21 protein-coding genes are annotated in these 21,414 nt (G+C 67.9%); 9 read left to right on the top strand and 12 right to left on the bottom strand.

Annotated features, from left to right (window positions below; genetic code table 11):
* Positions 1 to 63 precede the first annotated feature (63 nt).
* Positions 64 to 753, top strand: coding sequence for an IMPACT family protein (locus ACFWIX_RS09045; RefSeq protein WP_377215786.1), 690 nt, complete (start codon positions 64 to 66; stop codon positions 751 to 753).
* Entirely contained in the window at positions 737 to 1,240 is a 504-nt protein-coding gene (locus ACFWIX_RS09040) for a GNAT family N-acetyltransferase (RefSeq protein ID WP_377215785.1), read from the top strand. Before ACFWIX_RS09045 ends, ACFWIX_RS09040 begins: the two co-directional genes overlap by 17 nt.
* 78 nt (positions 1,241 to 1,318) lie before the next feature.
* Here the strand turns inward: ACFWIX_RS09040 and rpsA are convergent, their stop codons facing one another.
* The gene (gene rpsA, locus ACFWIX_RS09035) at positions 1,319 to 2,797 is read right to left on the bottom strand and encodes a 30S ribosomal protein S1 (RefSeq protein WP_377215784.1); all 1,479 of its coding nucleotides are present in this window, start codon (positions 2,795 to 2,797) and stop codon (positions 1,319 to 1,321) included.
* A 198-nt stretch (positions 2,798 to 2,995) separates the two neighbouring features.
* Entirely contained in the window at positions 2,996 to 4,297 is a 1,302-nt protein-coding gene (locus ACFWIX_RS09030; protein WP_377215783.1) for a GNAT family N-acetyltransferase, read from the bottom strand.
* Positions 4,298 to 4,533: 236 nt separating this feature from the next.
* Between ACFWIX_RS09030 and ACFWIX_RS09025 the strand changes: the two genes are divergently transcribed.
* A complete protein-coding gene (locus ACFWIX_RS09025) occupies positions 4,534 to 5,994 on the top strand; it encodes an APC family permease (protein ID WP_377215782.1) in 1,461 nt (486 codons plus the stop codon).
* Positions 5,995 to 6,068: 74 nt separating this feature from the next.
* Here the strand turns inward: ACFWIX_RS09025 and polA are convergent, their stop codons facing one another.
* Positions 6,069 to 8,711: a DNA polymerase I gene (gene polA, locus ACFWIX_RS09020; protein ID WP_377215910.1), complete on the bottom strand. Its 2,643-nt coding sequence runs from the start codon at positions 8,709 to 8,711 to the stop codon at positions 6,069 to 6,071.
* Between the two features lie 166 nt (positions 8,712 to 8,877).
* On the opposite strand from polA, the gene ACFWIX_RS09015 reads away from it, so the two are divergent.
* Entirely contained in the window at positions 8,878 to 9,345 is a 468-nt protein-coding gene (locus ACFWIX_RS09015) for a hotdog fold thioesterase (RefSeq protein WP_377215781.1), read from the top strand.
* Positions 9,346 to 9,375: 30 nt separating this feature from the next.
* Here the strand turns inward: ACFWIX_RS09015 and ACFWIX_RS09010 are convergent, their stop codons facing one another.
* On the bottom strand, positions 9,376 to 9,921 hold the full coding sequence (locus tag ACFWIX_RS09010) for a dihydrofolate reductase family protein (RefSeq protein WP_377215780.1): 546 nt from the start codon (positions 9,919 to 9,921) through the stop codon (positions 9,376 to 9,378).
* A gap of 6 nt (positions 9,922 to 9,927) precedes the next feature.
* Entirely contained in the window at positions 9,928 to 10,362 is a 435-nt protein-coding gene (locus ACFWIX_RS09005) for a VOC family protein (RefSeq protein ID WP_377215779.1), read from the bottom strand.
* A 119-nt stretch (positions 10,363 to 10,481) separates the two neighbouring features.
* Here ACFWIX_RS09005 and ACFWIX_RS09000 point away from each other — a divergent pair, with 119 nt between their 5' ends.
* Complete coding sequence (locus tag ACFWIX_RS09000; RefSeq protein WP_377215778.1) at positions 10,482 to 11,102, top strand: L-threonylcarbamoyladenylate synthase; 621 nt, start codon at positions 10,482 to 10,484, stop codon at positions 11,100 to 11,102.
* A 36-nt stretch (positions 11,103 to 11,138) separates the two neighbouring features.
* Here the strand turns inward: ACFWIX_RS09000 and ligD are convergent, their stop codons facing one another.
* Entirely contained in the window at positions 11,139 to 12,155 is a 1,017-nt protein-coding gene (gene ligD / locus ACFWIX_RS08995; protein ID WP_377215777.1) for a non-homologous end-joining DNA ligase, read from the bottom strand.
* Between the two features lie 41 nt (positions 12,156 to 12,196).
* On the opposite strand from ligD, the gene ACFWIX_RS08990 reads away from it, so the two are divergent.
* A complete protein-coding gene (locus ACFWIX_RS08990; RefSeq protein ID WP_377215776.1) occupies positions 12,197 to 12,874 on the top strand; it encodes an alpha/beta family hydrolase in 678 nt (225 codons plus the stop codon).
* A gap of 20 nt (positions 12,875 to 12,894) precedes the next feature.
* Here the strand turns inward: ACFWIX_RS08990 and ACFWIX_RS08985 are convergent, their stop codons facing one another.
* From ACFWIX_RS08985 to ACFWIX_RS08965, 5 genes are all read right to left on the bottom strand, one after another.
* Entirely contained in the window at positions 12,895 to 13,038 is a 144-nt protein-coding gene (locus ACFWIX_RS08985; RefSeq protein ID WP_377215775.1) for a hypothetical protein, read from the bottom strand.
* Positions 13,039 to 13,203: 165 nt separating this feature from the next.
* Positions 13,204 to 15,825 carry an ATP-dependent helicase HrpB gene (hrpB, locus tag ACFWIX_RS08980; protein WP_377215774.1) on the bottom strand — a complete coding sequence of 874 codons (2,622 nt, stop codon included), beginning with the start codon at positions 15,823 to 15,825 and terminating at the stop codon, positions 13,204 to 13,206.
* Between the two features lie 27 nt (positions 15,826 to 15,852).
* A complete protein-coding gene (locus ACFWIX_RS08975; protein ID WP_377215773.1) occupies positions 15,853 to 16,431 on the bottom strand; it encodes a hypothetical protein in 579 nt (192 codons plus the stop codon).
* 76 nt (positions 16,432 to 16,507) lie between these two features.
* Entirely contained in the window at positions 16,508 to 17,449 is a 942-nt protein-coding gene (locus tag ACFWIX_RS08970) for a 5'-3' exonuclease H3TH domain-containing protein (RefSeq protein WP_377215772.1), read from the bottom strand.
* Between the two features lie 24 nt (positions 17,450 to 17,473).
* Entirely contained in the window at positions 17,474 to 17,635 is a 162-nt protein-coding gene (locus ACFWIX_RS08965) for a hypothetical protein (protein ID WP_377215771.1), read from the bottom strand.
* A 374-nt stretch (positions 17,636 to 18,009) separates the two neighbouring features.
* On the opposite strand from ACFWIX_RS08965, the gene ACFWIX_RS08960 reads away from it, so the two are divergent.
* Positions 18,010 to 18,624 (top strand): response regulator, encoded by a 615-nt coding sequence (locus ACFWIX_RS08960; RefSeq protein WP_377215909.1) that lies wholly within the window; start codon positions 18,010 to 18,012, stop codon positions 18,622 to 18,624.
* A 24-nt stretch (positions 18,625 to 18,648) separates the two neighbouring features.
* Here the strand turns inward: ACFWIX_RS08960 and ACFWIX_RS08955 are convergent, their stop codons facing one another.
* Positions 18,649 to 20,304 carry a GAF domain-containing sensor histidine kinase gene (locus ACFWIX_RS08955; RefSeq protein ID WP_377215908.1) on the bottom strand — a complete coding sequence of 552 codons (1,656 nt, stop codon included), beginning with the start codon at positions 20,302 to 20,304 and terminating at the stop codon, positions 18,649 to 18,651.
* Between the two features lie 170 nt (positions 20,305 to 20,474).
* Here ACFWIX_RS08955 and ACFWIX_RS08950 point away from each other — a divergent pair, with 170 nt between their 5' ends.
* Both ACFWIX_RS08950 and ACFWIX_RS08945 read left to right on the top strand, forming a co-directional pair.
* Positions 20,475 to 20,945: a pyridoxamine 5'-phosphate oxidase family protein gene (locus ACFWIX_RS08950; RefSeq protein ID WP_377215770.1), complete on the top strand. Its 471-nt coding sequence runs from the start codon at positions 20,475 to 20,477 to the stop codon at positions 20,943 to 20,945.
* A 6-nt stretch (positions 20,946 to 20,951) separates the two neighbouring features.
* The gene (locus ACFWIX_RS08945) at positions 20,952 to 21,404 is read left to right on the top strand and encodes a universal stress protein (RefSeq protein ID WP_377215769.1); all 453 of its coding nucleotides are present in this window, start codon (positions 20,952 to 20,954) and stop codon (positions 21,402 to 21,404) included.
* Positions 21,405 to 21,414 lie beyond the last annotated feature (10 nt).

Here is a 21,414-nt window from a genome sequence, read left to right as displayed (position 1 = left end):
CGGACCGTCCGCAGGTCCCGGCCGGATGCAGCGCCGGTGGGTGGAGGGCCTAGACTGGAGCGGATGCAGGCGAAGGAGAGCAGGGCAACGTCCTACACCACGCTGGCCCCCGGTCCGGCCTTCCGGCACGAGATCGAGGTGAAGCGTTCCCGGTTCATCACCGTCCTGCGGCGGGCCGGCACCGAGGAACAGGCCCGGGAGCTGGTGGCGGAACTGCGGCGCGAATTCCATGACGCACGGCACCACTGTTCCGCTTTCCTCGTCGGCCCCGACCGTAACGTCCAGCGTTCCAGCGATGACGGCGAACCGTCCGGAACCGCAGGGATCCCGATGCTCGAGGCCCTTGCCAAAAGGGAGACCGCGCCCGGGGTGGCCGACCTCAGTGACGTGAGCGCCGTCGTCGTCCGTTACTTCGGCGGAATCCTGCTGGGTGCCGGTGGGCTGGTCCGCGCTTATTCCGAGTCGGTCTCCGCCGCGCTGGCCGAGGTCCGCCTGGTCCGCCGGAGCCGGCTGCGGATCTGCGCCGCGGAAGTGCCCCATATGGCGGCGGGGCGGCTGGAAAACGACCTGCGCGCCGCCGGTTTCGCCATGGCGGAGACCAGCTACAGGAGCCAAACAGCCGTCCTGCGGCTTGCGCTGCCGGATGATGCTGCGGCCATTGCGGCGGCCGCCGAACGGGTCCGCGCGCTGACCGCCGGCGCCACGGACCTGTCGCCTGAGGGAACGGAGTGGGTTGATGCCGCACTCCCCTGACGTTTCACTGGTGGACGTCGACGACGTCGTGATGGAGTCTCTGCTGGCCCTGGCACGGCGCGACGCGTCGCCGGACGAGGTGGCTCCCCCGCTGGGTGGTCCCGGCTGGAACGCCGAACGCACCGCATGGTTCCGCAGCCACCACCGCGCCGCCGCGGACGGGCTGGACGGTCCGGCCGGTGAAAAAACCTGGGCCGTACTGTGCGACGGCGAGGTAGCAGGTTCCGTGCGTCTCAAGAGGGTGGACGCACCAGGTCCGCGCCCGGCCGGTGAGACCGGAATCTGGCTGGGCCGGAGCTACCGTTCCAGCGGTATCGGAGGCACGGCCCTGAAGCTACTGCTGGCAGAGGCGCGCAGGGCGGGACTGGCGCAGGTCCTGGCCCGGACCCTTTCCGGAAACAGGGCCGCGCAGCACCTGCTGTCCGGGCTGGGGGCACCGCTGACTGAGGATGACGACGGAACCGTGCTTGCCGCCGTCGTGCTTTAACAACTCGCCAGAAAAGCAGGAGACCCCCTGCCGAAGCGGCAGGGGGTCTCCTGGACGGCCCGGAAGGGCCTGTGGCAATTAGTTGCCGGTCAGCTTCTCGCGCAGTGCGGCGAGGGCCTCGTCGGATGCAAGCGTGCCTGCACCGGCGTTGGACTCGACAGCCGGCTCCGAGGAGTAGCTGGTGGCGCCGGAGTCGCTCTCGCCGGACGTTGCAGCTGCAGCGTCGTCGGCAGCGTGCTGGGCAACCTGCTTCTTGTGCGCTTCCCAACGGGTCTGGGCGTCAGCGTACTGCTGCTCCCAGGCGGCGCGCTGGTTCTCGTAGCCCTCGAGCCATTCGTTGGACTCGGGGTCGAAGCCCTCGGGGTACTTGTAGTTGCCCTCTTCGTCGTACTCTGCGGCCATGCCGTACAGAGCCGGGTCGAATTCGGTGCTGTCGGCGTCGACGCCCTCGTTGGCCTGCTTGAGGGACAGCGAGATGCGGCGGCGTTCCAGGTCGATGTCGATGACCTTGACGAACAGTTCGTCGCCAACGGAGACAACCTGCTCGGCGAGCTCCACGTGGCGGACGGCCAGCTCGGAGATGTGGACCAGGCCTTCGATGCCGTCTTCGACGCGGACGAATGCACCGAACGGAACCAGCTTGGTGACCTTACCCGGAACAACCTGGCCGAGGGCGTGGGTGCGGGCGAAGGTCTGCCACGGATCTTCCTGCGTAGCCTTGAGCGACAGGGAGACGCGCTCGCGGTCCAGGTCGACCTCGAGAACCTCGACGGTGACTTCCTGGCCAACCTCGACAACCTCGGACGGGTGGTCGATGTGCTTCCAGGACAGCTCGGAAACGTGAACCAGGCCGTCTACGCCGCCCAGGTCCACGAAGGCACCGAAGTTGACGATGGAGGAAACGACGCCGGGACGGACCTGGCCCTTTTCCAGCTTGTTGAGGAAGGTGGAGCGGACCTCGGACTGGGTCTGCTCGAGCCATGCACGGCGGGACAGCACAACGTTGTTGCGGTTCTTGTCCAGCTCGATGATCTTGGCTTCGATCTGCTGGCCGATGTACGGAGCCAGGTCGCGCACACGGCGCATCTCGACGAGGGATGCGGGCAGGAAGCCGCGCAGGCCGATGTCGAGGATAAGACCACCCTTGACAACCTCGATGACGGTACCGGTGACAACACCGTCTTCTTCCTTGACCTTCTCGATGTCGCCCCAGGCGCGCTCGTACTGAGCACGCTTCTTGGAGAGGATCAGGCGGCCTTCTTTGTCTTCCTTGGTGAGCACCAGGGCTTCGACCTGATCGCCAACGGAGACAACTTCTCCGGGGTCAACGTCGTGCTTGATGGAAAGCTCGCGGGACGGGATGACACCTTCGGTCTTGTAACCGATGTCGAGCAGGACTTCATCGCGGTCGACCTTGACGACGGTGCCCTCAACGAGGTCTCCGTCGTTGAAGTACTTGATGGTGGCGTCGACAGCTGCGAGGAAGTCCTCAGCGGTACCGATGTCGTTGATCGCGACTACGGGGGTACCGGGCTTCTCGGTGGAGGTGATGGTCATGTAGTAGGGGCTCCGTTGTGGATAGTTAGTCGGTCAGGCAAACCGGCGCGCCCGCGTCATGGAACGCAGGCGCGATTCGCGGTGAATCCGACGGATCCTCCGGGTCATCCTGATTTTGTGGATTTTACAAAGAGCGCGCGTAGTGCACGCCCGTTCATTCTAGTCGCTGCGGACAACAGGGGTCAAAAGCAGAGGGAGTCAGAAGTGCGTCAGACAGTGGGCAGGACGTTCGACGGCGAACATGGCGGCCGCGCGGGCGGCGGCCCCGGGCCCACCTTCCCGGATCCGCCCGGCAGCGGCGAGGGTCACGGGGTGCACGGCGCCAAGGTAGATCGAGGAGAGCGCGGAGATATCCAACTCAAGGTCGGGTTCGTGACCGGGTGCAACGCGTTCGACGGCGGCCTCCCCGCCCTGGACGTCCAGCAGGAATGTTCCATCGTCGAGACCGAGTGGGTCAGCAACCTTAAGCAGAAGGCGGCCGTCCGCGGAGAACTTCCGGGCTTCCAGGACTTTGCGCACGTCCAGGATGCGTAACCAGAGCATGTCCCGCGGCGTCGAGGCGTCCACGCAGCGGGCGTCGGCCAGCGCCCAGGGCAACGGGTCGTCCACCGGCGCTTCCTCCCACGCGATCCGTTCCACGAGGTCGATCGCGCCAAGGTACTGCCACAGCTCCAGGTACGCGTCCTGCGTTGCAGCCACCAGGTCCACGATCTCCATGGTGTACGGCCCGGCGTCCCAGCCGCGGAACCGGTAGGAGACGTAGCCGTCCACGTCAGCGCCCGGCCCGTAATGCAGTGCCACCTTGACCTTTGGGTCCGGGCCTTCCTCGTCCCGGCGGACCAAACCGGACGCCAGCTGGCGGTAGAACTCGTGCCGCCCGATGGACCCCGGGGTGAGGCGGTGCACGCGGTCGAAGACCTGCGGCGCAAGCTCCAGCAGAACCTTGGGATCGGCCACTTCCACACTGCCCGCCGGGGTGTGGTCCAGGATGAACCGGGCGCTGGTGTCCACCTTGACCGACTGCTCCGACGTAGCGGCGCCGAAGCCGAAACGGCCATAGATTGAAGCCTCGGATGCGGTGAGGGCCGCCATGGCCATCCCCTGCTCCTGGGCCAGCGAAAGCTCTTCGATCATCATGCGGCGCAGGAGGCCACGGCGGCGGTGCGGCGTCCGTACGGTCACGGCCGTCACCAGCCTGGTGTCCAGGAGCCTTCCGAAGCCCACGTTCAGCGTCTTGTCCATGGTGCCGAAAGTGGCCACGGGCACGTCCGGCCCCAGGGCATGGGCAGGAACAGGCCCGGTCTGGTAGGCGCCGGTCATCATCCGGCCGTCAGCGAGCTGCATCTCCAGGCCCTGGTCCACACGCGCATCGGGACGGCGCGCATCGTGGAAACCGAAGGCCACCGCGCGCATCCAGGCAACCGCTGCCGGATAGCCGGGGCTGCCCTTGGCCGCCGGCCCGAAGCGCCTGATTTCGTAGTCCACTCCTGGATTCCCCACGGACCCGAGCCTAGCCACGGATCCGCGGAAGGGCCAGCATCCGGACCCGCGCTTCCCGTGAAATCCCGTCATTGGTGACAGTGCTTAAGTCCGCACAAACGATTCTGGACTGATGCACAATGCGCAACGCGTCGCAAACGTCTACCTTGGAGCACGGCGTGGCGCAGTTCACACGCTTCCGTCCAACGTGCATCTACCACCAAGCCTGCAGCACGGGGCACCCGAAACGAGGACACATGAAACTAACCCAAACGGCTCCCACGCCGGACACTTCCCTGCTCAAAGTACTCGGAAACTGGGACGCGCTTGCCCTCGGGTTCGGAGCCATGATCGGCTTCGGCTGGGTTGTCCTGACCGGAGGCTGGATAGCCTCTGCAGGCACCATGGGCGCAGTCCTGGCAATGGTCACGGGCGGAGCCATCATGGCTGTCGTGGGACTGACCTACGCCGAGCTCACCGCCGCCATGCCCAAGGCGGGCGGTGAACACAACTTCCTGCTGCGCGGGATGGGACCCCGATGGTCCTTCATTGGATCCTGGGCCATCACCGGCGGTTACATCACCATCGTCGCGTTCGAAGCCGTCGCGCTGCCGAGGACTGCCCAGTACCTCTTCCCCGACCTGAGCCAGGTTCCGCTGTGGGAAGTGGCCGGCTACCAGGTGCACCTTACCTGGGCGCTGGTGGGAGCCATCGCCGCTGTGGTCATCACCGGAATCAACATCCTTGGAGTGAAGCTGGCCGGGGCCGCACAGACGTTCGTGGTGGTGTTCCTCCTGGTCATCGGTCTCCTACTGGTCTTCGGCTCTTTCACCGGCGGCTCGCCGGTGAACATGCAGCCGTTCTTCACCGGCGGAATGGGCGGCTACTTCGCGGTCCTGGTGGTTGTTCCATTCCTGTTCGTGGGCTTTGACGTCATCCCGCAGTCCGCCGAGGAAGTGAATATTCCGGCCCGCCAGATCGGCAAGCTGGTGGTCATCGCCGTGCTGCTGGCTACCGTCTGGTACATCATGACCGTACTGACCACCGCCTCTGCCATGCCGGCCGCGGACATTGCGCAGGCAGACATCGCGACAGCGGACGCCATGGGCGCGCTCTTCGGCAGCGACATCATGGCCAAAGTCCTGATCGCCGGTGGCATCGCGGGCATCCTGACGTCCTGGAACTCCCTGCTCCTCGGCGCTTCCCGGCTCATGTATTCAATGGCCCGCTCCGGGATGCTTCCTGCCTGGTTCGGCAAGCTGCACCCGCGGTTCCGCACGCCGGTCAATGCCCTGCTGTTCATCGGAACGCTGTCCTTCCTTGCACCCTTCTTCGGTGTTTCCATGCTGGGCTGGCTTGTGGATTCCGGCGCACCAAGCATCGTCATCGCCTACATCCTGGTATCCGTAGTCTTCGTGATCCTCCGCCGCCGGGAGCCGCTGATGGACCGGCCGCTGCGCGTGGGCGGAAAGGGCAACGGCGGTACCCTCATCGGGATCACCGCGATCGTCCTGTGCACAGCGCTGCTCAGCCTCTACCTGCCCGGCATGCCCGCGGCGCTAACGCCGCCACCGTGGATCCTGTTCGGCCTCTGGTGGGTCCTTGGCCTGGTGTTTTTCTTCCGCGTCCCTGCCGGAATTGCTCCAGGAGAGGACGCCGAGCACCGCCTGCTGGAACGCCTGGGCCGGCACGGCAGCGCGGCAAGCGACCGCGGCTGAGCCCGACCTTCCGGATAGGAACGGCCCGCCACCCAACAGGGTGGCGGGCCGCTCCTATGAGACGCGGTACTGGATCAGTGGCCGGCGTCGTACCAGCTGGGGCCGACACCGATCTGAACTTCGAGCGGTACGCTCAGGTCCGCTGCGGCGGCCATTCGTTCGGTGACCAGCCGCTCCACCGCCTCCCGTTCGCCGGGCGCGACTTCCAGCACGAGTTCGTCGTGTACCTGCAGCAGCATCCGGGACTTGAGCCCCTGTGCCCGCAGTTCGGCGTGGACCCCCAGCATCGCGCGCTTGATGATGTCCGCCGCGGATCCTTGGATGGGGCTGTTGAGGGCGATGCGCTCGGCGTTTTCGCGCAGCTGCCGGTCGGTGCTGGTCAGGTCCGGGAGGTAGCGGCGGCGGCCCTCGATAGTGGCCGTGTATCCGTCGATCCGGGCCTGGTCCACCACGCCGCGCAGGTAGTCGCGGACGGCGCCGAACCGGTCGAAGTAGTCCTTCATGAGGGTTCGGGCCTCGTCCACGGAGATTTCCAGCTGCTTGGACAGGCCGAAGGACGTCAGCCCGTAGGCCAGGCCATAGGACATCGCCTTGACCTTGGAGCGCATGGCGCTGGTGACCTGGTCCGTGGGCACGTGGAAGATGTTGGAGCCGACGAACCGGTGCAGATCCTCGCCGTCCTTGTACGCCTGGATCAGTCCTTCGTCACCGGACAGGTGGGCCATGATCCGCATTTCAATCTGCGAGTAATCCGCCGACAACAGGCACTCGTAACCGTCGCTGACCACGAAGATGCCGCGCACGCGCCGGCCTTCCTCGCTGCGGATGGGGATGTTCTGCAGGTTGGGATTGTTGGACGAGATCCGGCCGGTGGCCGCCACGTTCTGGGCATAGGTGGTGTGGATCCGGCCGTCCCCGCCCACGGACTTCTTCAGCGATTCCACCATCTGGCGCAGCTTGGCGGCTTCCCGGTGGGCCATGAGCTGGACCAGGAACTCGTGGCCGGTTTTTTCCAGCAGATTTTTCAGGGATGCGGCATCGGTGGTGTAACCGGACTTGATCTTCTTGGTTTTGGGCAGCTGGAGCTCGTCGAACAGGACGGCCTGCAGCTGCTTGGGCGAACCAAGGTTCACCTCGTGGCCGATTGCGGCGAATGCCTGCTCCTGGGCATGGTCGATCACCCGGGACAGGTCAGCTAGCTGCTCATCCATCCGGGCCATGTCGATGCCGATACCCGCCAACTCCATGTCCGCCAGCACCCGGCTGACCGGCAGTTCCAGCGTGGAGAGCAGTTCCTCGGCGCGGCGTTCCTTCAGTTCCGCTTCGAAGTAGCGGCTCAGGGAGAGTACGACGGCGGCGGCCTGGACCAGCGCGTCAGCGGCGGCGGCGTCGTCCCCGTCAAAGGACAGTTCAAGCTGCCCCGCTTTGGCGGTTGCCGACGGAATCCCGACGTTCAAGTGGTGCTGCGCGAGTTCCGCGAGTTCGTAGGTCCGGCGGTCCGGCTGGATCAGGTAGCCGGAAATGGAGGTGTCATCCACCACGCCCTCCAGTTCCAGGCCCCGCGCGGTCAGTGCCTTCAACGCTGCCTTGAAGCCGTGCATGACCTTGGGGGCTTCCGAGTCACGGAGCCAGGCAGCCAGCACATTCTCGGTCTCCGCGTCCTGGGCCGCCAGGTCCAGGTACACCGCGGCGTCCGGGCGGACGATGGCCACTGCTGCAGCGTCCTCCCCGATCCGGCCCGGGACCAGGTCCACGGCGAGGGCTGACCGCTGCCCGGCGCCTGCCGACAGGAATGCCTGAAGGTCGGCAGGGGTGGACGGCATGGCGTAGGCCGGCGTCTCAATGCTTTCGCGCTCGGCCGCGGGGGCGGTCTCGTCGCCGTAGAGGGCGAAAAGCCTGCTGCGGATTGTCTTGAATTCCAGCTGGTCGAAAAGGTCTTCCAGGGCCGCCTGGTCCGGGCGGGGCTGGTAGAGATCTTCGAGTGTGACGGGCAGTTCGAGGTCGGTGTGCAGCTGGTTCAGCCGGCGGTTGCGCTTGACGTTCTCCACGTTCTCGCGGAGGGCATCGCCCACCTTCCCGCCGATGGCGTCGAGGTTCTCCAGCACTCCTTCCAGCCCGCCGTAGAGGTTGATCCACTTGGCGGCTGTCTTGGGGCCTACGCCCGGCACCCCTGGTAGGTTGTCCGCCGTCTCCCCGACGAGGGCGGCAAGGTCCGAGTAGTGGTCCGGGCCCACGAAGTACTTGGCCTGGATGGCGGCGGCGTCCATCCGCGGAATGTCGCTGACGCCCTTCTTGGGGTAGAGCACGAAGACGTTGTCCGTGATGAGCTGGAAGGCGTCCCGGTCGCCGGAGACCAGGAGTACCTCGAAGCCGGCTTTTTCACCCATGGCCGCGAGCGTCGCCAGGATGTCGTCCGCCTCGTAGCCGGGCATTGTGATGGTCTTGATGCCCCAGGCCTCCATCACCTGGGCAATGAGGTCGATCTGCCCGCTCATCTCGCGCGGGGTCTCGTTCCGGCCGCCTTTGTATTCGCTGTAGTCGGCCTTGCGGTGGGTGGTTTCATCCGAGACGTCAAAGGCAACGGCGATGTGCGTGGGCTGCTGTTCCTTGATCAGGTTGATCAGCATGGAGGTGAAACCGTGGATGGCGTTCGTGTGCTGGCCGTTCGAGGTGGAGAACTTGTCCGCCGGCAAGGCGAAGAAGGCCCGGAACGCCATGGAGTGGCCATCAAGGACCAGGAGGCGGGGCTGGCCCGTCATCGGGACCACGGGGGCGTTAGTCGCTGAAACCGGAGTTCCCTGCGGAGCAGGCTCTTCCTGCAGGGTCTGGGACGGGAAGGGGGCCGGTTTGGTTGTTTCACTCACAGGTGCCAGCCTAGTTGCCATGATGGACAATTTCACGCCCGGCCACTTCGCCGAAGAACTCGCCGCCGCCGGTGTTCCCGGGCACCTGCATGGCTGGCTGGGGCGGTACGGCATCGGGCCGCTGGTGGTCAAGATGGGTATCCGTTTCCTGGAGATGGACCCCGAACTGACGGTGGCCACCATGCCGGTGGAGGGCAACACCCAGGTGGCCGGAATCCTGCACGGCGGCGCCCACGTGGTGCTGGCCGAAACGCTCGGCTCTTTCGCCTCCGGCCTGCACGCAGGACCGGGCCGCCACGCCGTCGGCATCGAGGTGAACGCAACCCACCACCGGTCCATCTCCAGCGGTACCGTAACGGGCACCTGCAGGGCCATCCACCTGGGCCGCACGCTGGCCACGCACGAGATAGTGGTCACGGACAGCGAAGGCAGGCGGCTTTCCACGGCGCGGATCACCAACCTCCTGAGGGACAATCCCACGGATTAGCAATTGCCACCGGGCAGGAACCCCGAAAGGTCAACCCGCCCGCATGCTGTACCGCAACTCCACCACGCCCCTGCCCATGGTGCGTGAGGCAACCAGCCCAAGCGGCGGCGTCGGGCCCGCCATGGGCAGGAGTCGCTTGCCCTCCCCCAGCACCACCGGCACCAGGGACACGATCAGTTCATCGAGCAGTCCGGCGTCGGCAAACTGGGCGGCGAGGTTGCCGCCGCCCATCACCCACACGTTCTGCCCGCCTGCACCCCGCTTCAGGTCGTCCACGAATTCGCGGACATCTCCGCGCACGAAGGTGATGTCCGAGTCCGGCGGGGCGGCATGCTCGTGCCGGGTGAAGACATAACAGGGCGTGCCGGGGTACGGCCAGGCGTCCGGTCCGTGCCTGCGCAGCCAGGCGTAGGTGCTCCGCCCCATGGCAATGCACCCCACACCGGTGATGAAAGCGTCGTAACTTTCCTGGCCGCCGTCGAAGCCGTCGAACTGCAGCAGCCACTCCAGCCCGTCGTCGGGCGTGGCGATGAACCCGTCGAGGGATGCCCCCACAAAGTACTGGATGCTTGGCATGGCAGGTCAGGACGCGCCCGCGGCGGCCTGTCCGTTGTTGACATTGACCAGCCATGCGATGCCGAACCGGTCCGTGCACATGCCGAAAACGTCTCCCCACGGCGCGCGTTCCATGGGCACGGTGACGGATCCGCCGTCCGCGCAGAGCTTTTCGTAGTAGCCGCGAAGTTCAACTTCGTCGTCGCCGCTGAGCGAGATGGAAATGGCCGACCCCGGCGTGTGTTCCATGCTGTTGGGCGTGTCCGCGCCCATCAGGACCATGCCCTGGGTGGTGGTGAGCATGCTGTGCATGACCTTGTCCGCCTCGGCCGGGTCCTCGCTGGCGTGGAACTCCGCGAAGGTGCTCACCGTCAGCTCCCCGCCGAACACGGACTGGTAGAACGTCATGGCCTCCCTGGCGTTGTCGCGGAAGCCGAGGTAGGGGTTCAGTGTGGTGGGCATGCGGGATCTCCTTCGCGTAGAAACGGGTGCTGCAGTGGACCAGACAACATCCTGCCCCATGGGGCACCCGGTGGGTAGGGCCGGCTGCACTTCCGGAGCGGGCGACGTAGGCTCTGTCCATGGCCAGATACTTTGACGTTCACCCGCAGGACCCGCAACCCCGCGCCATTGCGCAGGCCGTCCAGATAGTGCGCGACGGCGGACTGATCGCCTACCCCACGGATTCCTGCTACGCGCTCGGTGCACAGATGGGCAACAAGGATGCGCTGGACCGCATCCGGGCCATCCGGGAGCTTGACGACAAGCACCATTTCACGCTGGTGTGCCGGGATTTTGCCCAGCTTGGCCAGTTCGTGAATATCGGCAATGACGTGTTCCGCAGCATCAAGTCCGTCACGCCGGGCAGCTACACCTTCATCCTGCCGGCCACCCGCGAGGTGCCCAAACGGCTGCTGCACCCGAAGAAGAAGACGGTGGGCGTGCGGATTCCGGACAACCGGGTGGTGCAGGCGCTGCTGGCTGAACTCGGCGAGCCGCTGCTCTCCAGCACCCTGCTCCTGCCGGACGAGGAGGATCCGCTGACGCAGGGCTGGGAAATCAAGGAACGGCTGGATCATGTGGTGGACGCGGTGATCGACGCCGGCGACTGCGGTGCCGAGCCCACTACGGTGATTGATTTCTCCAGCGGTGTTGCTGAGGTGGTGCGCCGCGGAATGGGAGATCCGTCCCGGTTCGAGTGAGGCCTGGCGGGTCCGGCTACTCCAGTCCTGCTAATCCTACTTCTTTGCGCGGCTGGGCTGGACGCGGGGCGGCTCGCCGGGCATCTTGGGGTAGTCCGGCGGGAAGGGCAACTCCCCCAAGCCGTGGCTGAGGTCCCGATCCCACCACTCGAGCAGCGCGTCGATGTTACCGGGGTTCTTACCGAAGCCTGCCCAGGGGTCTCCTACGGTCCTGAGCCGTTCGGGAACGGTCTGCACGGTGAAGTCCCGGGGATCGACATCCGGCAGTTCTTCCCATGTCACCGGGCAGGAAACGGGGGCGTGCGGCAGCGCGCGCGGGCTGTAGGCGCCGGCAATGGTGCGGTCACGGTTGGCCTGGTTGTAGTCCAGGAACACCTTGGTGCCGCGTTCTTCTTTCCACCAGGCCGTGGTGACCTTCTCCGGCATCCTCCGCTCCACCTCGCGCGCGGCGGCAATGACGGCGTGCCGCACGTCCAGGAACTCGCGGTCGGGCCGGATAGGTGCATACACGTGCAGGCCGCGGTTGCCTGAGGTCTTGATGAAGGCGGTGAGACCGGCCTCCGCCAGGACGCCCCTTAGTACCAGGGCCGCGGGAACCGCCTCCTCGAAGCCCGTACCGGGCTGGGGATCGAGGTCGATCCGGAGCTGGTCCGGATTGTCGGTGTTGTCTGCGCGTGACGGCCAGGGGTGGAACACGATGGTGTTCATCTGGACAGCCCAGACAGCGGCGGCCGGTTCGTCCAGGACCAGCTGCGGATGCGACCGCCCGCTGGGGTACACCACCTTGACCGAGCGGATGAACTCCGGGGCGCCCTTGGGCGGGTTCTTGGAGAAGAACTGCTCGCCGTCCACGTTGCCTGAGAACCGCTGTAGCGAGACCGGCCGGCCGCCGTTGGCCGCGATAAAAGCTTCGCCCACGTCACTGACGTAACGGGCCAGGTCCAGTTTGGTGATCCCAAGCTCCGGCCAGAGGATCCTGCTTGGGCTTGAGATGCGGACCTCCCGCTCCCCGTTGGGACCGGGCACGGTGATGGTGGTCTGTTCGCTCGCCATGGGGACAACGTACACCCCGCCCCGTCCGGCATGATGGAGGCATGCCCCTGACTGAACTGCACATACCGCTGCCCACGGGCCAGGCAACAGTGTCCGTTGCCTACGAGCGCCCCGCCGGCCCGACCGCCACGCTCGTGGTGGCCCACGGCGCCGGAGCCGGCATGGACCACCCCTTCCTGACCGGCTTCACGGCAGCTCTCAACGGGCTCGGCGTGGCAACGCTGCGGTTCAACTTTCCCTACCGGGAAGCCGGGCGCCGCTTCCCGGACCGCCCGCCGGCAGCCATTGCGACGTGGCGTGCGGTGATGGCCACCGCGGCCGGGGAGGCCGCACGGCACGGCGACACCGGACCGGTGTGGGCCGCAGGCAAGTCCTTCGGCGGACGAATGGCCTCCATGGCCGTCGCCGAGGGAATGCCGGCCGCCGGCCTGGTCTACCTCGGCTACCCGCTGCACGCCCCCGGCAAACCGGAGAAGCTCAGGGACGAACACCTTTATGGGCTCACCGTGCCCATGCTGTTCCTGCAGGGCAGCCGGGATACGTTCGCCACCCCGCCCATCCTCGAGGACGTTGTGGGACGGATCGGGCCGAACGCCGTCCTGCGGTGGGTCGACGGTGGCGACCACTCCTTCGCGGTGGCCGGCAGGAAGCGGTCCGCTGAGGAAATCGGCGCCGGCCTGGCCGCGCCGGTGGCGGAATTCATCGCCCGTTCAGCGTAAGGCGGGTATGGCGCGCTGACTCAGGCTGCGCCGTCGTACCACCAGCCCTCCCAGGCGGTGGAGGTGATCCGGCCTTCACCCGACCCCATCTGTGCGCTGCCCGTGGACTGGTCGTCCTGCCCGGCTCCGGCATCGGTCAGGAAGTTGCTGTTCATGAGAAACATTCCGTTGTCCTTCCATGGTGGGCCCGGGCGGCTACCCCCGGATGCCAACGAGCGTAACGGCGGCATGTTTCAATGCGTCGATGACAGGTTTCGGCTGTGTATCGAAGTTTTCACCCCGGCCTGGCAAACGGGACAGAAGGTTCCCGGACGACGCGCGCGCCCGGCTTATTTCCGCCGGTTGGTCCGGGCCGTGGCGGGTGCGGTCCAGGGGTCCTCGGGCCAGGGGTGGCGCGGATAGCGTCCCCGCATCTCGGCGCGGACCTGCGCGTAGGGCCCGGACCAGAAGGATGGCAGGTCGTCGGTCACCGCCAGCGGACGGCGGGCGGGCGAGAGCAGGTGGAACAGGACCGCCACCCTGCCGCCGGCGACCCGCGGCGTCTCCGCCAGCCCGAAGCATTCCTGTAGCTTCACGGCCACCACGGGACGGCCGTCCGGGTCCCCCGCTGCCGGGTAGTCCACGCGGATCCGCGAGCCGCTGGGCACGGCCAGCCATTCCGGGGCAAGCTGCTCCAGCGAGGCGGCCTCGGGCCATGGCAGCAGCCGCCGCAGCGCGTCAGTCAGGTCAACAGAAGCGAAGGCCGCCCCGCCGCCAAGGACTTCGAGTTCCGGCCCTAGCCAGGCATCAGGATCGGCCAGCAGCGCCTCATCCGAAACATCCGGCCACGGCTCCCCCAGTTCGCGCCGCAGCAAGGCGAGCCGACGGCGTAGGGCCGCTGCCGCCGTCGACCATTCCAGGGCCCCCAGGCCGTCCCGCCGCAGCAGCCGCGCCAGGGCGGCACGCCCCTGCTCCGGGGAAGGGCGCACGGGCGTTGACGCCAGCACGATCGCACCGAGCCGCCTCACCCGGCGGGCAGCCACCTTACCCTGCACCACCTCCGCTTCCACCTCCTCCGACACCAGGTGCGCAGCGCATTCCTCAGCGGCGTCCGCGCTCAACGGCGCCGCTGAGCGGATCACGGCCCCGGTGCCGGCAGCGTCCCGCCCCTCGGCCCGCGCCACCTCCGCCACCGCAAGCCATTCGTGCCCGGCCAGGCTGCTGCCGGCGGGCAGGCCCGCCCGCGTCCCGGAGGACAGCAGGTAGCGTTCCCCCTCGCCCGGCACCCGGCGCGCCACGCGGTCCGGGTAGGCAAGCGCAACGACGGAACCCACCAGGGCGGCACCACCCCCGGAGCCGTTGGTCCCCGCAACTGCCCCGGCCCGCCGCGCGACCTCCCGGAGCCGAAGCGACTCGTGTTTCCACCGGCGGCCCTCCGGCCCGGCGTCGGACCGCAGCCGCGTGAGCAGTCCGGCCAGATCCGCCCCCGGCGCCCGGTGGTCCCCCGCGACGACAGCAACAACGTCCGCTGCCACCGCACCTGCGACAGGGGTGCCGTCCAACAACGCACGGGCGAGCCTGGGGTCGGCCGGGATCCCGACAAGAAGCTTTCCGTGGGCGGTCGCGTGCCCGTCCGGGTCCACGGCGCCCAACTCGCGGAGCAGCTCCATGGCATCATCCATCGCGGGCCCGGGCGGCGCATCCGGCAGCGCAAGTCCTTCTCCCCTCGGCGAGCCCCAGCAGGCCAGCACCAGGGCCGCCCCGGTGAGGTCCGCCGTCGCGATTTCCGGGGTGACGTGCGCGGGGGCGGCGCCAAACGCCTGGTCGCTGTAGCAGCGCACCACGGTGCCCGGCCCCTGCCGCGCGGCACGGCCGGCACGCTGCACGGCGGACGCCTGCGAGCAGGAGACGGTCACCAGCCCGCTCATCCCGCGGGCGGCATCCCGGCGCGGCTCGCGGGTGAGGCCGGAGTCCACCACCAGCCGGACGCCGGGGACGGTCAGCGACGATTCCGCCAGGTCGGTGGAGACGATGATCCGGGGCCGGCCGCCCGGCGTCCGGCCGGAAACAGCCCGGTCCTGCTCGGCGGCACTGGCCTGGCCGTGCAGTTCCACGATGTCCGTGGTTCCGCCCGATGCTCCGCGGAGCACGGCGGCCACGTGAGCCACCTCCCGCGCGCCGGGCAGGAAAACCAGGGCATCCGTGCTGCCGTCCCGGGCCAGCGCCTGCGCGTGCGCGCCGGCGACGGTCGCAGCCACGTGGTCCAGGAACGCACGGGTCACGCCCCGCGCATCCAGCCGGGGGCCGGGCGCCGGAACCCAGCGGGTCTCCAGCGGGTGGAGGACGGCAGGGCAGTCGACGACGGCGGCCAGGGTGCCGCCCTCGGGCCCTGCCAGGAGCGCGGCGAACCGGTCAGCGTCCAGGGTGGCGGACATGGCGACGACGGCAAGGTCACCGCGGAGCGCACGGACCTCGGCCACCATGCCGATGAGGAGGTCGGTGTCCAGGCCGCGTTCGTGGACTTCATCCAGGATCACGGCGCCGACGCCGCCCAGGCCCGGATCCGCCAGGAGCCGGCGAAGCAGGATGCCGGGGGTAACGAACTCGACCCGGGTCCGGGGACCCGCGTTGCGCTCGCCGCGCACCGTGTAGCCGACTCGGTTGCCCGGGATGCTGCCATCCAGGGCCGCGAGCCGCCGCGCGGCTGCGCGTGCCGCCACCCGCCGCGGCTGGGTGACCACCACCTTCGTACCCGGCACCATGTTGGCCAGCAGAGGCGGGACCAGCGTGGTCTTACCGGTGCCGGGCGGGGCCTGGACCACAGCCGCGGCGCCGGTTCCGTCAGCCTCCCCCGCCGCCAGCGCGGAAGCCAGCGCAGACAGGGAACCGGCGAAGGCGAGTCCCGAACCGATGGCGTCGAGGTCAAAGGGGGCCGCGCCCTTGGCGGGGTTGTCCAGGCGCAGAGAAGTCATCCGTCCATTCTGCCTGCCCGGACACACTCAGGGCTTTCCGGCCCCCTTCGCCTTGCCCTTGGGCTCCTGGACATCGGCAGGCGGTCCTGGCTTGGCTGCGGGAACCGGTGCCGGTTCCTGCACCGCTCCGGGCTGTTGCGGAATCGGAGCAGGCACCAGGGACGCCACGGTGGGCGCCGGCGCAGGAGTGGGACTGGGGGACGCAGCCGCAACGGCAGCCTTGGCGGCGGCAGCCCCGGCGTCGGCCTCCCGCATCAGGTCCGCGCGGACGGCCTCAAGCGCCGCGTCGATCCCCCTGAAGCGGGCTGCGGAAACGAGGCCTGATCCCGCGGCCTCGTCAAGGTCGCGTTCGAGCGCGGCCAGTGCGTCCAGGGCGCCGTCGATCCGGTTCTCGGCGGCAGCCTGGCTAATGGCGAGGACTCGTATCTGGAGACCGCGCAGTGCCGCGTCATCCGGTTCAGCGTTGCGCAGCGCCGGGATGGCGGCCAGGGCGATGGCGCCCGCTGCCAGAAGCGTCAGCAGAGCGACGGCGGCACGCCTGCCGCCAGGCACGATCGTCCGGCCGGCTGGCCGGCGCACAACGACAGGAGCCCTGTCCTGGTCCATGGCGTCCCCCTACATCCATCCGGTTCCCACGTGCCGGCCATTCAGCCATCACGGTATTGATCAGCAAGCTTACTACCTATTGTTCCGGGCGTAACAGTGCGCCCACCAGGCGGCCCACCGAACCGCCCAGGTTCCACTCCCCGGCAAGCCGCTCAAGGTCCCTCCGGCGGGCCGCGGGAAGCGGCGCCAGGGCAGCACCGGCTTCTTCGAGGCCAGGAAGGGACAGGTCCCGCACCAGGCGGACGACGGCGGGTGCCGACCTGAGATACTCTGCTGCCGCGGCCAACCGGGCCTGCACGGGAGCCGCGACCGTACTTGCCGGCGCAGCGGCCTCTTCCAGCAGCGCTTCAAGCGTGCCGTAGCGAAGCAGCAGTGACGCCGCGGTTTTCTCACCTATTCCTGCCACACCGGGCAGCCCGTCCGAGGCGTCGCCGCGCAGGGTGGCGAAGTCGGCGTACTGGCGCGGCAGCACCCGGTACCTTTCCACCACGGAAACTTCTGTAAAAACCTCAAGATTCTTCATGCCACGGGCTGTGTAGAGGACGCGGACCTGCCGCTCGTCGTCGCACAGCTGGAACAGGTCCCGATCCCCCGTCACTACGTCCACCGGCATGTCCGCGTGGCTGGCATAGGTGCCCGCGACGTCGTCGGCCTCGAACCCCGGCGCGCCCACCACGGCGATCCCCGCCGAAGCGAGCACCTGGCGGATCATCGGCAGCTGCTGTTCCAGTTGCGCGGGGACGATTTCAATGTCCGGCATTCCCGCCCGGGCTTCCGCTACCCGGTGGGCTTTGTAGGACGGGATCAGGGCCACGCGCCATTCAGGCCGCCAGTCGTCATCCCAGCACGCGACCAGGTGGCTCGGCCGGAACTCGGCCACCAGCCGGGCGATCATGTCCAGGAGGCCCCGGACGGCATTCACCGGAGTCCCGTCCGCCCTCCGGAGCGTATCCGGCAGTCCATGGAAGGCGCGGAAGTAGAGCGACGCAGTGTCCAGCAGCATCAGGCGGTCAGGCATACCTGATCCTGCCACGGATCAGGGTCAGAACGAACGGACCGGGAAGCCCAGCCCGAGGAGCCCGCGGCCCGCCTGCTCCAGGATCGCGTTCAGGCACAGGGTGGGGTGGGACAAGAGGACGCCCATGTCGCTGGATCCGCTGCAGCGGGTGGGGCCGGCGGTGGGATCCGCCGCCAACCACGGCATCGGCCGGACGGCTGCGGGACCTGCCGGTGTTCGTGGCGCAGGGCGAAGCCGACCACGTCATCCCCGCAGAACTCCTGGGTGCAACCTGGGACTACCTGGGCGGGACCTCCAGCGCGGCCGCAACAGCTCTGAAGTCGCGGGGCGGCCAGCACAAACGCCGCTCAGCCATAGCGCCCGCGCCGAACCCGCGCGCCGGACACGCGGAAGCGGTCTTTAGTCCCTACCCGGACACCCTGCCGCAGGGAACAATGGATTGCATGCCCATCAGGGCCGTGCACACGGTGTGCGCGGCCGGGCTGGAAGAACGGGAGCACCACGTGCACACGCAGGACGCGGGACAAGCCGGATCGACGGGACGCCGCAGGGAAATCCGGGTGTTCATCCTCGATGACCACGAACTCGTCCGGCAGGGACTCAAGGACCTCCTCGAAGGGGAGGACTTCACGGTGGTGGGCGAAAGCGGGTCCGCAGCGGAAGCCACGCGCCGCATCCCGGCCCTCCACCCTGACATCGCCATCCTGGATGGCCGCCTTCCGGACGGCACCGGCATCGAGGTCTGCCGCGATGTGCGCTCCCTGGACCCCGACCTGCGCTGCCTGATCCTGACCAGCTACGACGACGAACAGGCCCTCCGCGGCGCGGTCCTGGCAGGCGCGTCAGGATACATCCTCAAGCAAATCAGGAGCGACGCCCTGCTGGACGGCATCCGCCGGGCAGCGGCCGGCGAATCACTCTTCGCCCCGGGCGTGGAACAGCGGATCATTGACGGACTCACCGAAGCCCCCTCCGATCCGCGGCTTGAAGCGCTCAGCGCCCAGGAAAAAAAGGTGTTGGCACTTATAGGCCGCGGACTGACCAACCGGCAGATCGGCGAAGAGCTTTTCCTGGCCGAGAAGACCGTCAAGAACTACGTGTCCTCCATCCTGGCCAAGCTGGGCTTCGAACGCCGCACCCAGGCCGCCGTGTACGTCACCAGGGCCGGTGGATAGCGCGCCGCAAACCGGCCCGGATGGTCAGCCGACGGGCGCCGACCAGCGGATCCGGGTCCCGGATCCGGGTGTGCTGTCAATGTTGCACGAGCCGCCCAGCAGCGCCGCGCGGCTGCGCATGTTGGCCAGGCCGCTCTCCCGGTCCGGCGGATCGAAGCCCTTGCCGTCGTCTTCGACCATCAGGTCCACGCTGCCGCCGCCGGCCGTGACCGAGATGGCCACCGCGCCCGCCTCGGAGTGCCGGAGCGCGTTGCTCAGCCCTTCGGAAAGGACGGACAGCAGGTGCCCAGCCACCTCTTCCGGCACCAGGCTGTCCACGGAGCCGGCAAAGGCCACCGTCGGCCGGACGGCCTGCCCGCGCGACCCCTCCTGGACAACGCGGAGGACACGGCGGGTCAGCGGCTCCCGATCCAACTCGCCGGTGCGCAGCGAATAGATGGTGTCCCGGAGTTCCCGGATAGTGTCATCCAGTTCGCCGGTCACGGCGCCGATCCGCTCGTGGGCCACAGGATCGGCCGTGTACCGGCGCAGGCTCTGCATGCTCAAACCGGCAGCGAACAGGCGCTGGATCACCAGGTCGTGAAGGTCCCGCGCGATGCGTTCCCGGTCCGTGAACAACAGGTTCTGCTCGCGCAGGGCGTTCACGTGGGCCAGGTCCAGGGCTACACCGATCCGGCTGCCGAACAGGGAGCTGGAATCGATGTCCGCCTGGTTGAAACTGGCGGCGCCCTTCGGCCGGGCCAGCAGCAGCACCCCGTTGCCCGTCCCACGTCGCCCCAGAGCACAGACCAGTACGGGCCCCAGTTTTTCAGCGGCCCCCTCGCCCAGAACCACCCGCGGATCCCGGACCAACCGCGACTCCCCCGTCTCCATGACGCTTTCCACTACATCAGGGGAGGGTATTTCCTGCCCCGACTGCAGTCCCTGCTCCCCGATCGCCGAGCGGCAGCGCAGCACGCCGTCGACCCCGGCGACAGCAACGACGGCGAGCGCCGCGTCAGACACCCTCAGCGCCGCTTCCGCCACCTGGTCCAGCGTGCGCGTATCCGCCGGCGCGCCGGCAGTGATCAGCCGGTTGCTCAATTCCATGCCGGCTTCCAGCCACCGCTGCCGGCGGCCGCTGTCCTCGAAAAGGCGCGCATTCTGGATTGCCACGCCGGCGGCAGCGGCGAGCGCCACGGCAAGGTCCTCGTCGTCCGGTGTAAAGTCCTGCCCGCCGCTCTTCTCCGTCAGGTAAAGGTTGCCGAACACCGCATCCCGCACCCTGACCGGAACGCCCAGGAAGGTCTTCATCGGCGGGTGGTTGGCCGGGAAGCCCGAGGCCATGGGGTGCTTGCCCAGGTCATGGAGGCGCAGGGGCTTGGGCTCGCGGATCAGGTGGCCCAGGACGCCGTGGCCCGTCGGGAAATCCCCGATGGAGCGGATGCCGTCATCGTCGATGCCCACGGTAATGAAGTGGCTGAGCGTCCGGTCTTCCCCGATCACGCCCAGCGCACCGTACTTGGCGCCAACCAGCACGCAGGCGGACTGGACCACGCGATCCAGCACCGCTTCCAGGCTGAGGTCCTCGGCGAGCGAGACGACGGCGGCCAGCAGTCCATTGATCCGCTCCTGGGAGTCCAGGAGCTCATCCGCCCTTGCCACGAATTCGCGCAGCAGGTCCTCGGCCCTCCTGGTCATCGGAGAACTCCACGGCAGTTCGTTGCCCACGCCTGACCTCCTGTTGCCGCCCCCACCGGAGCCGGGGCTATCCTCTTTGACGAGTCTAGGAGAGTCGCCGCCGCCAGGCATACTGCCATGCGGGTCTTTGGGCCCTGTTTCGAGGCGGGGCGTCCCCGTAGGCTCACGGCATGAGCAATAAGAACATGGTCCCCGAGGCGGAAATCCTGGACCCGGACGAGTGCTGGAAACTGTTGGCCGAAGCCAAGGTAGGGCGCCTGGCGGTGATCGCGGACGGGCATCCTGACGTATTTCCCGTCAATTTCATGGTGGACGGACACACTTTGGTGTTCCGCACCGGGGCAGGCACCAAGCAGCAGGCCATCGCCTCGGACAGCGTGGTGGCACTGGAGGCGGACGCCCTCAGCGGTGAATTTGGGCTCGCATGGAGCGTGGTGGTCAAAGGCCGGGCGGAGGATACCCGCTCCACCGGCGAGGAACTCAACAAGATCCGCCGCGGCCTGTTCCCCTGGCAGGGCGTGGGCCAGGAGCACCTGATCCGCATCACCCCCGATTCAATCACCGGACGGCGTTTCAACCTGACCGCCCCGATGGCCTGGCACACATCACTTGATGACGTGACCCGCGCCGGCTTCGAATAGGCCGCCATGAACAGCGGAGAGCCGTACCAGCGGATCCTGGTGGGCGTGGACGGCTCGGATGCCTCCCTTGAAGCCCTGCGGCAGGCCCAGAGGCTCGCTGCCGCCCTGCACGCCCAGGTGGATGCCACCGCGTACTGGGATTACCCGCAGGCGTATGCGGGCTACGTCGCCGTCGGTTTCGAGGAATTCGAGGAGGAGGCCGGCGCGGTGCTCCGGAAGGCGATGGCGGACACCTTTGGCGGGGACACGCCGTCGAACGTTCATCCGCGCCTGGTGCGTGGACATCCGCGCGACTCGCTGATCGAGGCGAGCCGCCACGCGGATCTGGTGGTGGTGGGCAAGCGCGGCCACGGCGGTTTTGGCGGCATGCTGCTGGGTTCGGTCACGTCCGCCCTCGTGGCACACGCCCACTGTCCGGTGCTGGTGGTCCACACCCCCGAAACAACCACGCACGGGTAGGCCCGGCACC

Source organism: Pseudarthrobacter sp. NPDC058362 (assembly GCF_042723515.1).
Taxonomy (GTDB): Bacteria; Actinomycetota; Actinomycetes; order Actinomycetales; family Micrococcaceae; genus Arthrobacter.
Note: the sequence above shows the minus strand (reverse complement) of the source record. Positions and strands in the feature narration are given on the sequence as shown.

Coding starts and splice junctions, on each gene's coding strand:
- ACFWIX_RS09045 (WP_377215786.1), top strand. CDS start 64: ATGCAGGCGAAGGAGAGCAGGGCAACGTCCTACACCACGCTGGCCCCC.
- ACFWIX_RS09040 (WP_377215785.1), top strand. CDS start 737: ATGCCGCACTCCCCTGACGTTTCACTGGTGGACGTCGACGACGTCGTG.
- rpsA (WP_377215784.1), bottom strand. CDS start 2,797: ATGACCATCACCTCCACCGAGAAGCCCGGTACCCCCGTAGTCGCGATC.
- ACFWIX_RS09025 (WP_377215782.1), top strand. CDS start 4,534: ATGAAACTAACCCAAACGGCTCCCACGCCGGACACTTCCCTGCTCAAA.
- polA (WP_377215910.1), bottom strand. CDS start 8,711: ATGGCGTTCCGGGCCTTCTTCGCCTTGCCGGCGGACAAGTTCTCCACC.
- ACFWIX_RS09015 (WP_377215781.1), top strand. CDS start 8,878: ATGATGGACAATTTCACGCCCGGCCACTTCGCCGAAGAACTCGCCGCC.
- ACFWIX_RS09010 (WP_377215780.1), bottom strand. CDS start 9,921: ATGCCAAGCATCCAGTACTTTGTGGGGGCATCCCTCGACGGGTTCATC.
- ACFWIX_RS09005 (WP_377215779.1), bottom strand. CDS start 10,362: ATGCCCACCACACTGAACCCCTACCTCGGCTTCCGCGACAACGCCAGG.
- ACFWIX_RS09000 (WP_377215778.1), top strand. CDS start 10,482: ATGGCCAGATACTTTGACGTTCACCCGCAGGACCCGCAACCCCGCGCC.
- ligD (WP_377215777.1), bottom strand. CDS start 12,155: ATGGCGAGCGAACAGACCACCATCACCGTGCCCGGTCCCAACGGGGAG.
- ACFWIX_RS08990 (WP_377215776.1), top strand. CDS start 12,197: ATGCCCCTGACTGAACTGCACATACCGCTGCCCACGGGCCAGGCAACA.
- ACFWIX_RS08985 (WP_377215775.1), bottom strand. CDS start 13,038: ATGTTTCTCATGAACAGCAACTTCCTGACCGATGCCGGAGCCGGGCAG.
- hrpB (WP_377215774.1), bottom strand. CDS start 15,825: ATGACTTCTCTGCGCCTGGACAACCCCGCCAAGGGCGCGGCCCCCTTT.
- ACFWIX_RS08975 (WP_377215773.1), bottom strand. CDS start 16,431: ATGGACCAGGACAGGGCTCCTGTCGTTGTGCGCCGGCCAGCCGGCCGG.
- ACFWIX_RS08970 (WP_377215772.1), bottom strand. CDS start 17,449: ATGCCTGACCGCCTGATGCTGCTGGACACTGCGTCGCTCTACTTCCGC.
- ACFWIX_RS08965 (WP_377215771.1), bottom strand. CDS start 17,635: ATGCCGTGGTTGGCGGCGGATCCCACCGCCGGCCCCACCCGCTGCAGC.
- ACFWIX_RS08955 (WP_377215908.1), bottom strand. CDS start 20,304: ATGACCAGGAGGGCCGAGGACCTGCTGCGCGAATTCGTGGCAAGGGCG.
- ACFWIX_RS08950 (WP_377215770.1), top strand. CDS start 20,475: ATGAGCAATAAGAACATGGTCCCCGAGGCGGAAATCCTGGACCCGGAC.
- ACFWIX_RS08945 (WP_377215769.1), top strand. CDS start 20,952: ATGAACAGCGGAGAGCCGTACCAGCGGATCCTGGTGGGCGTGGACGGC.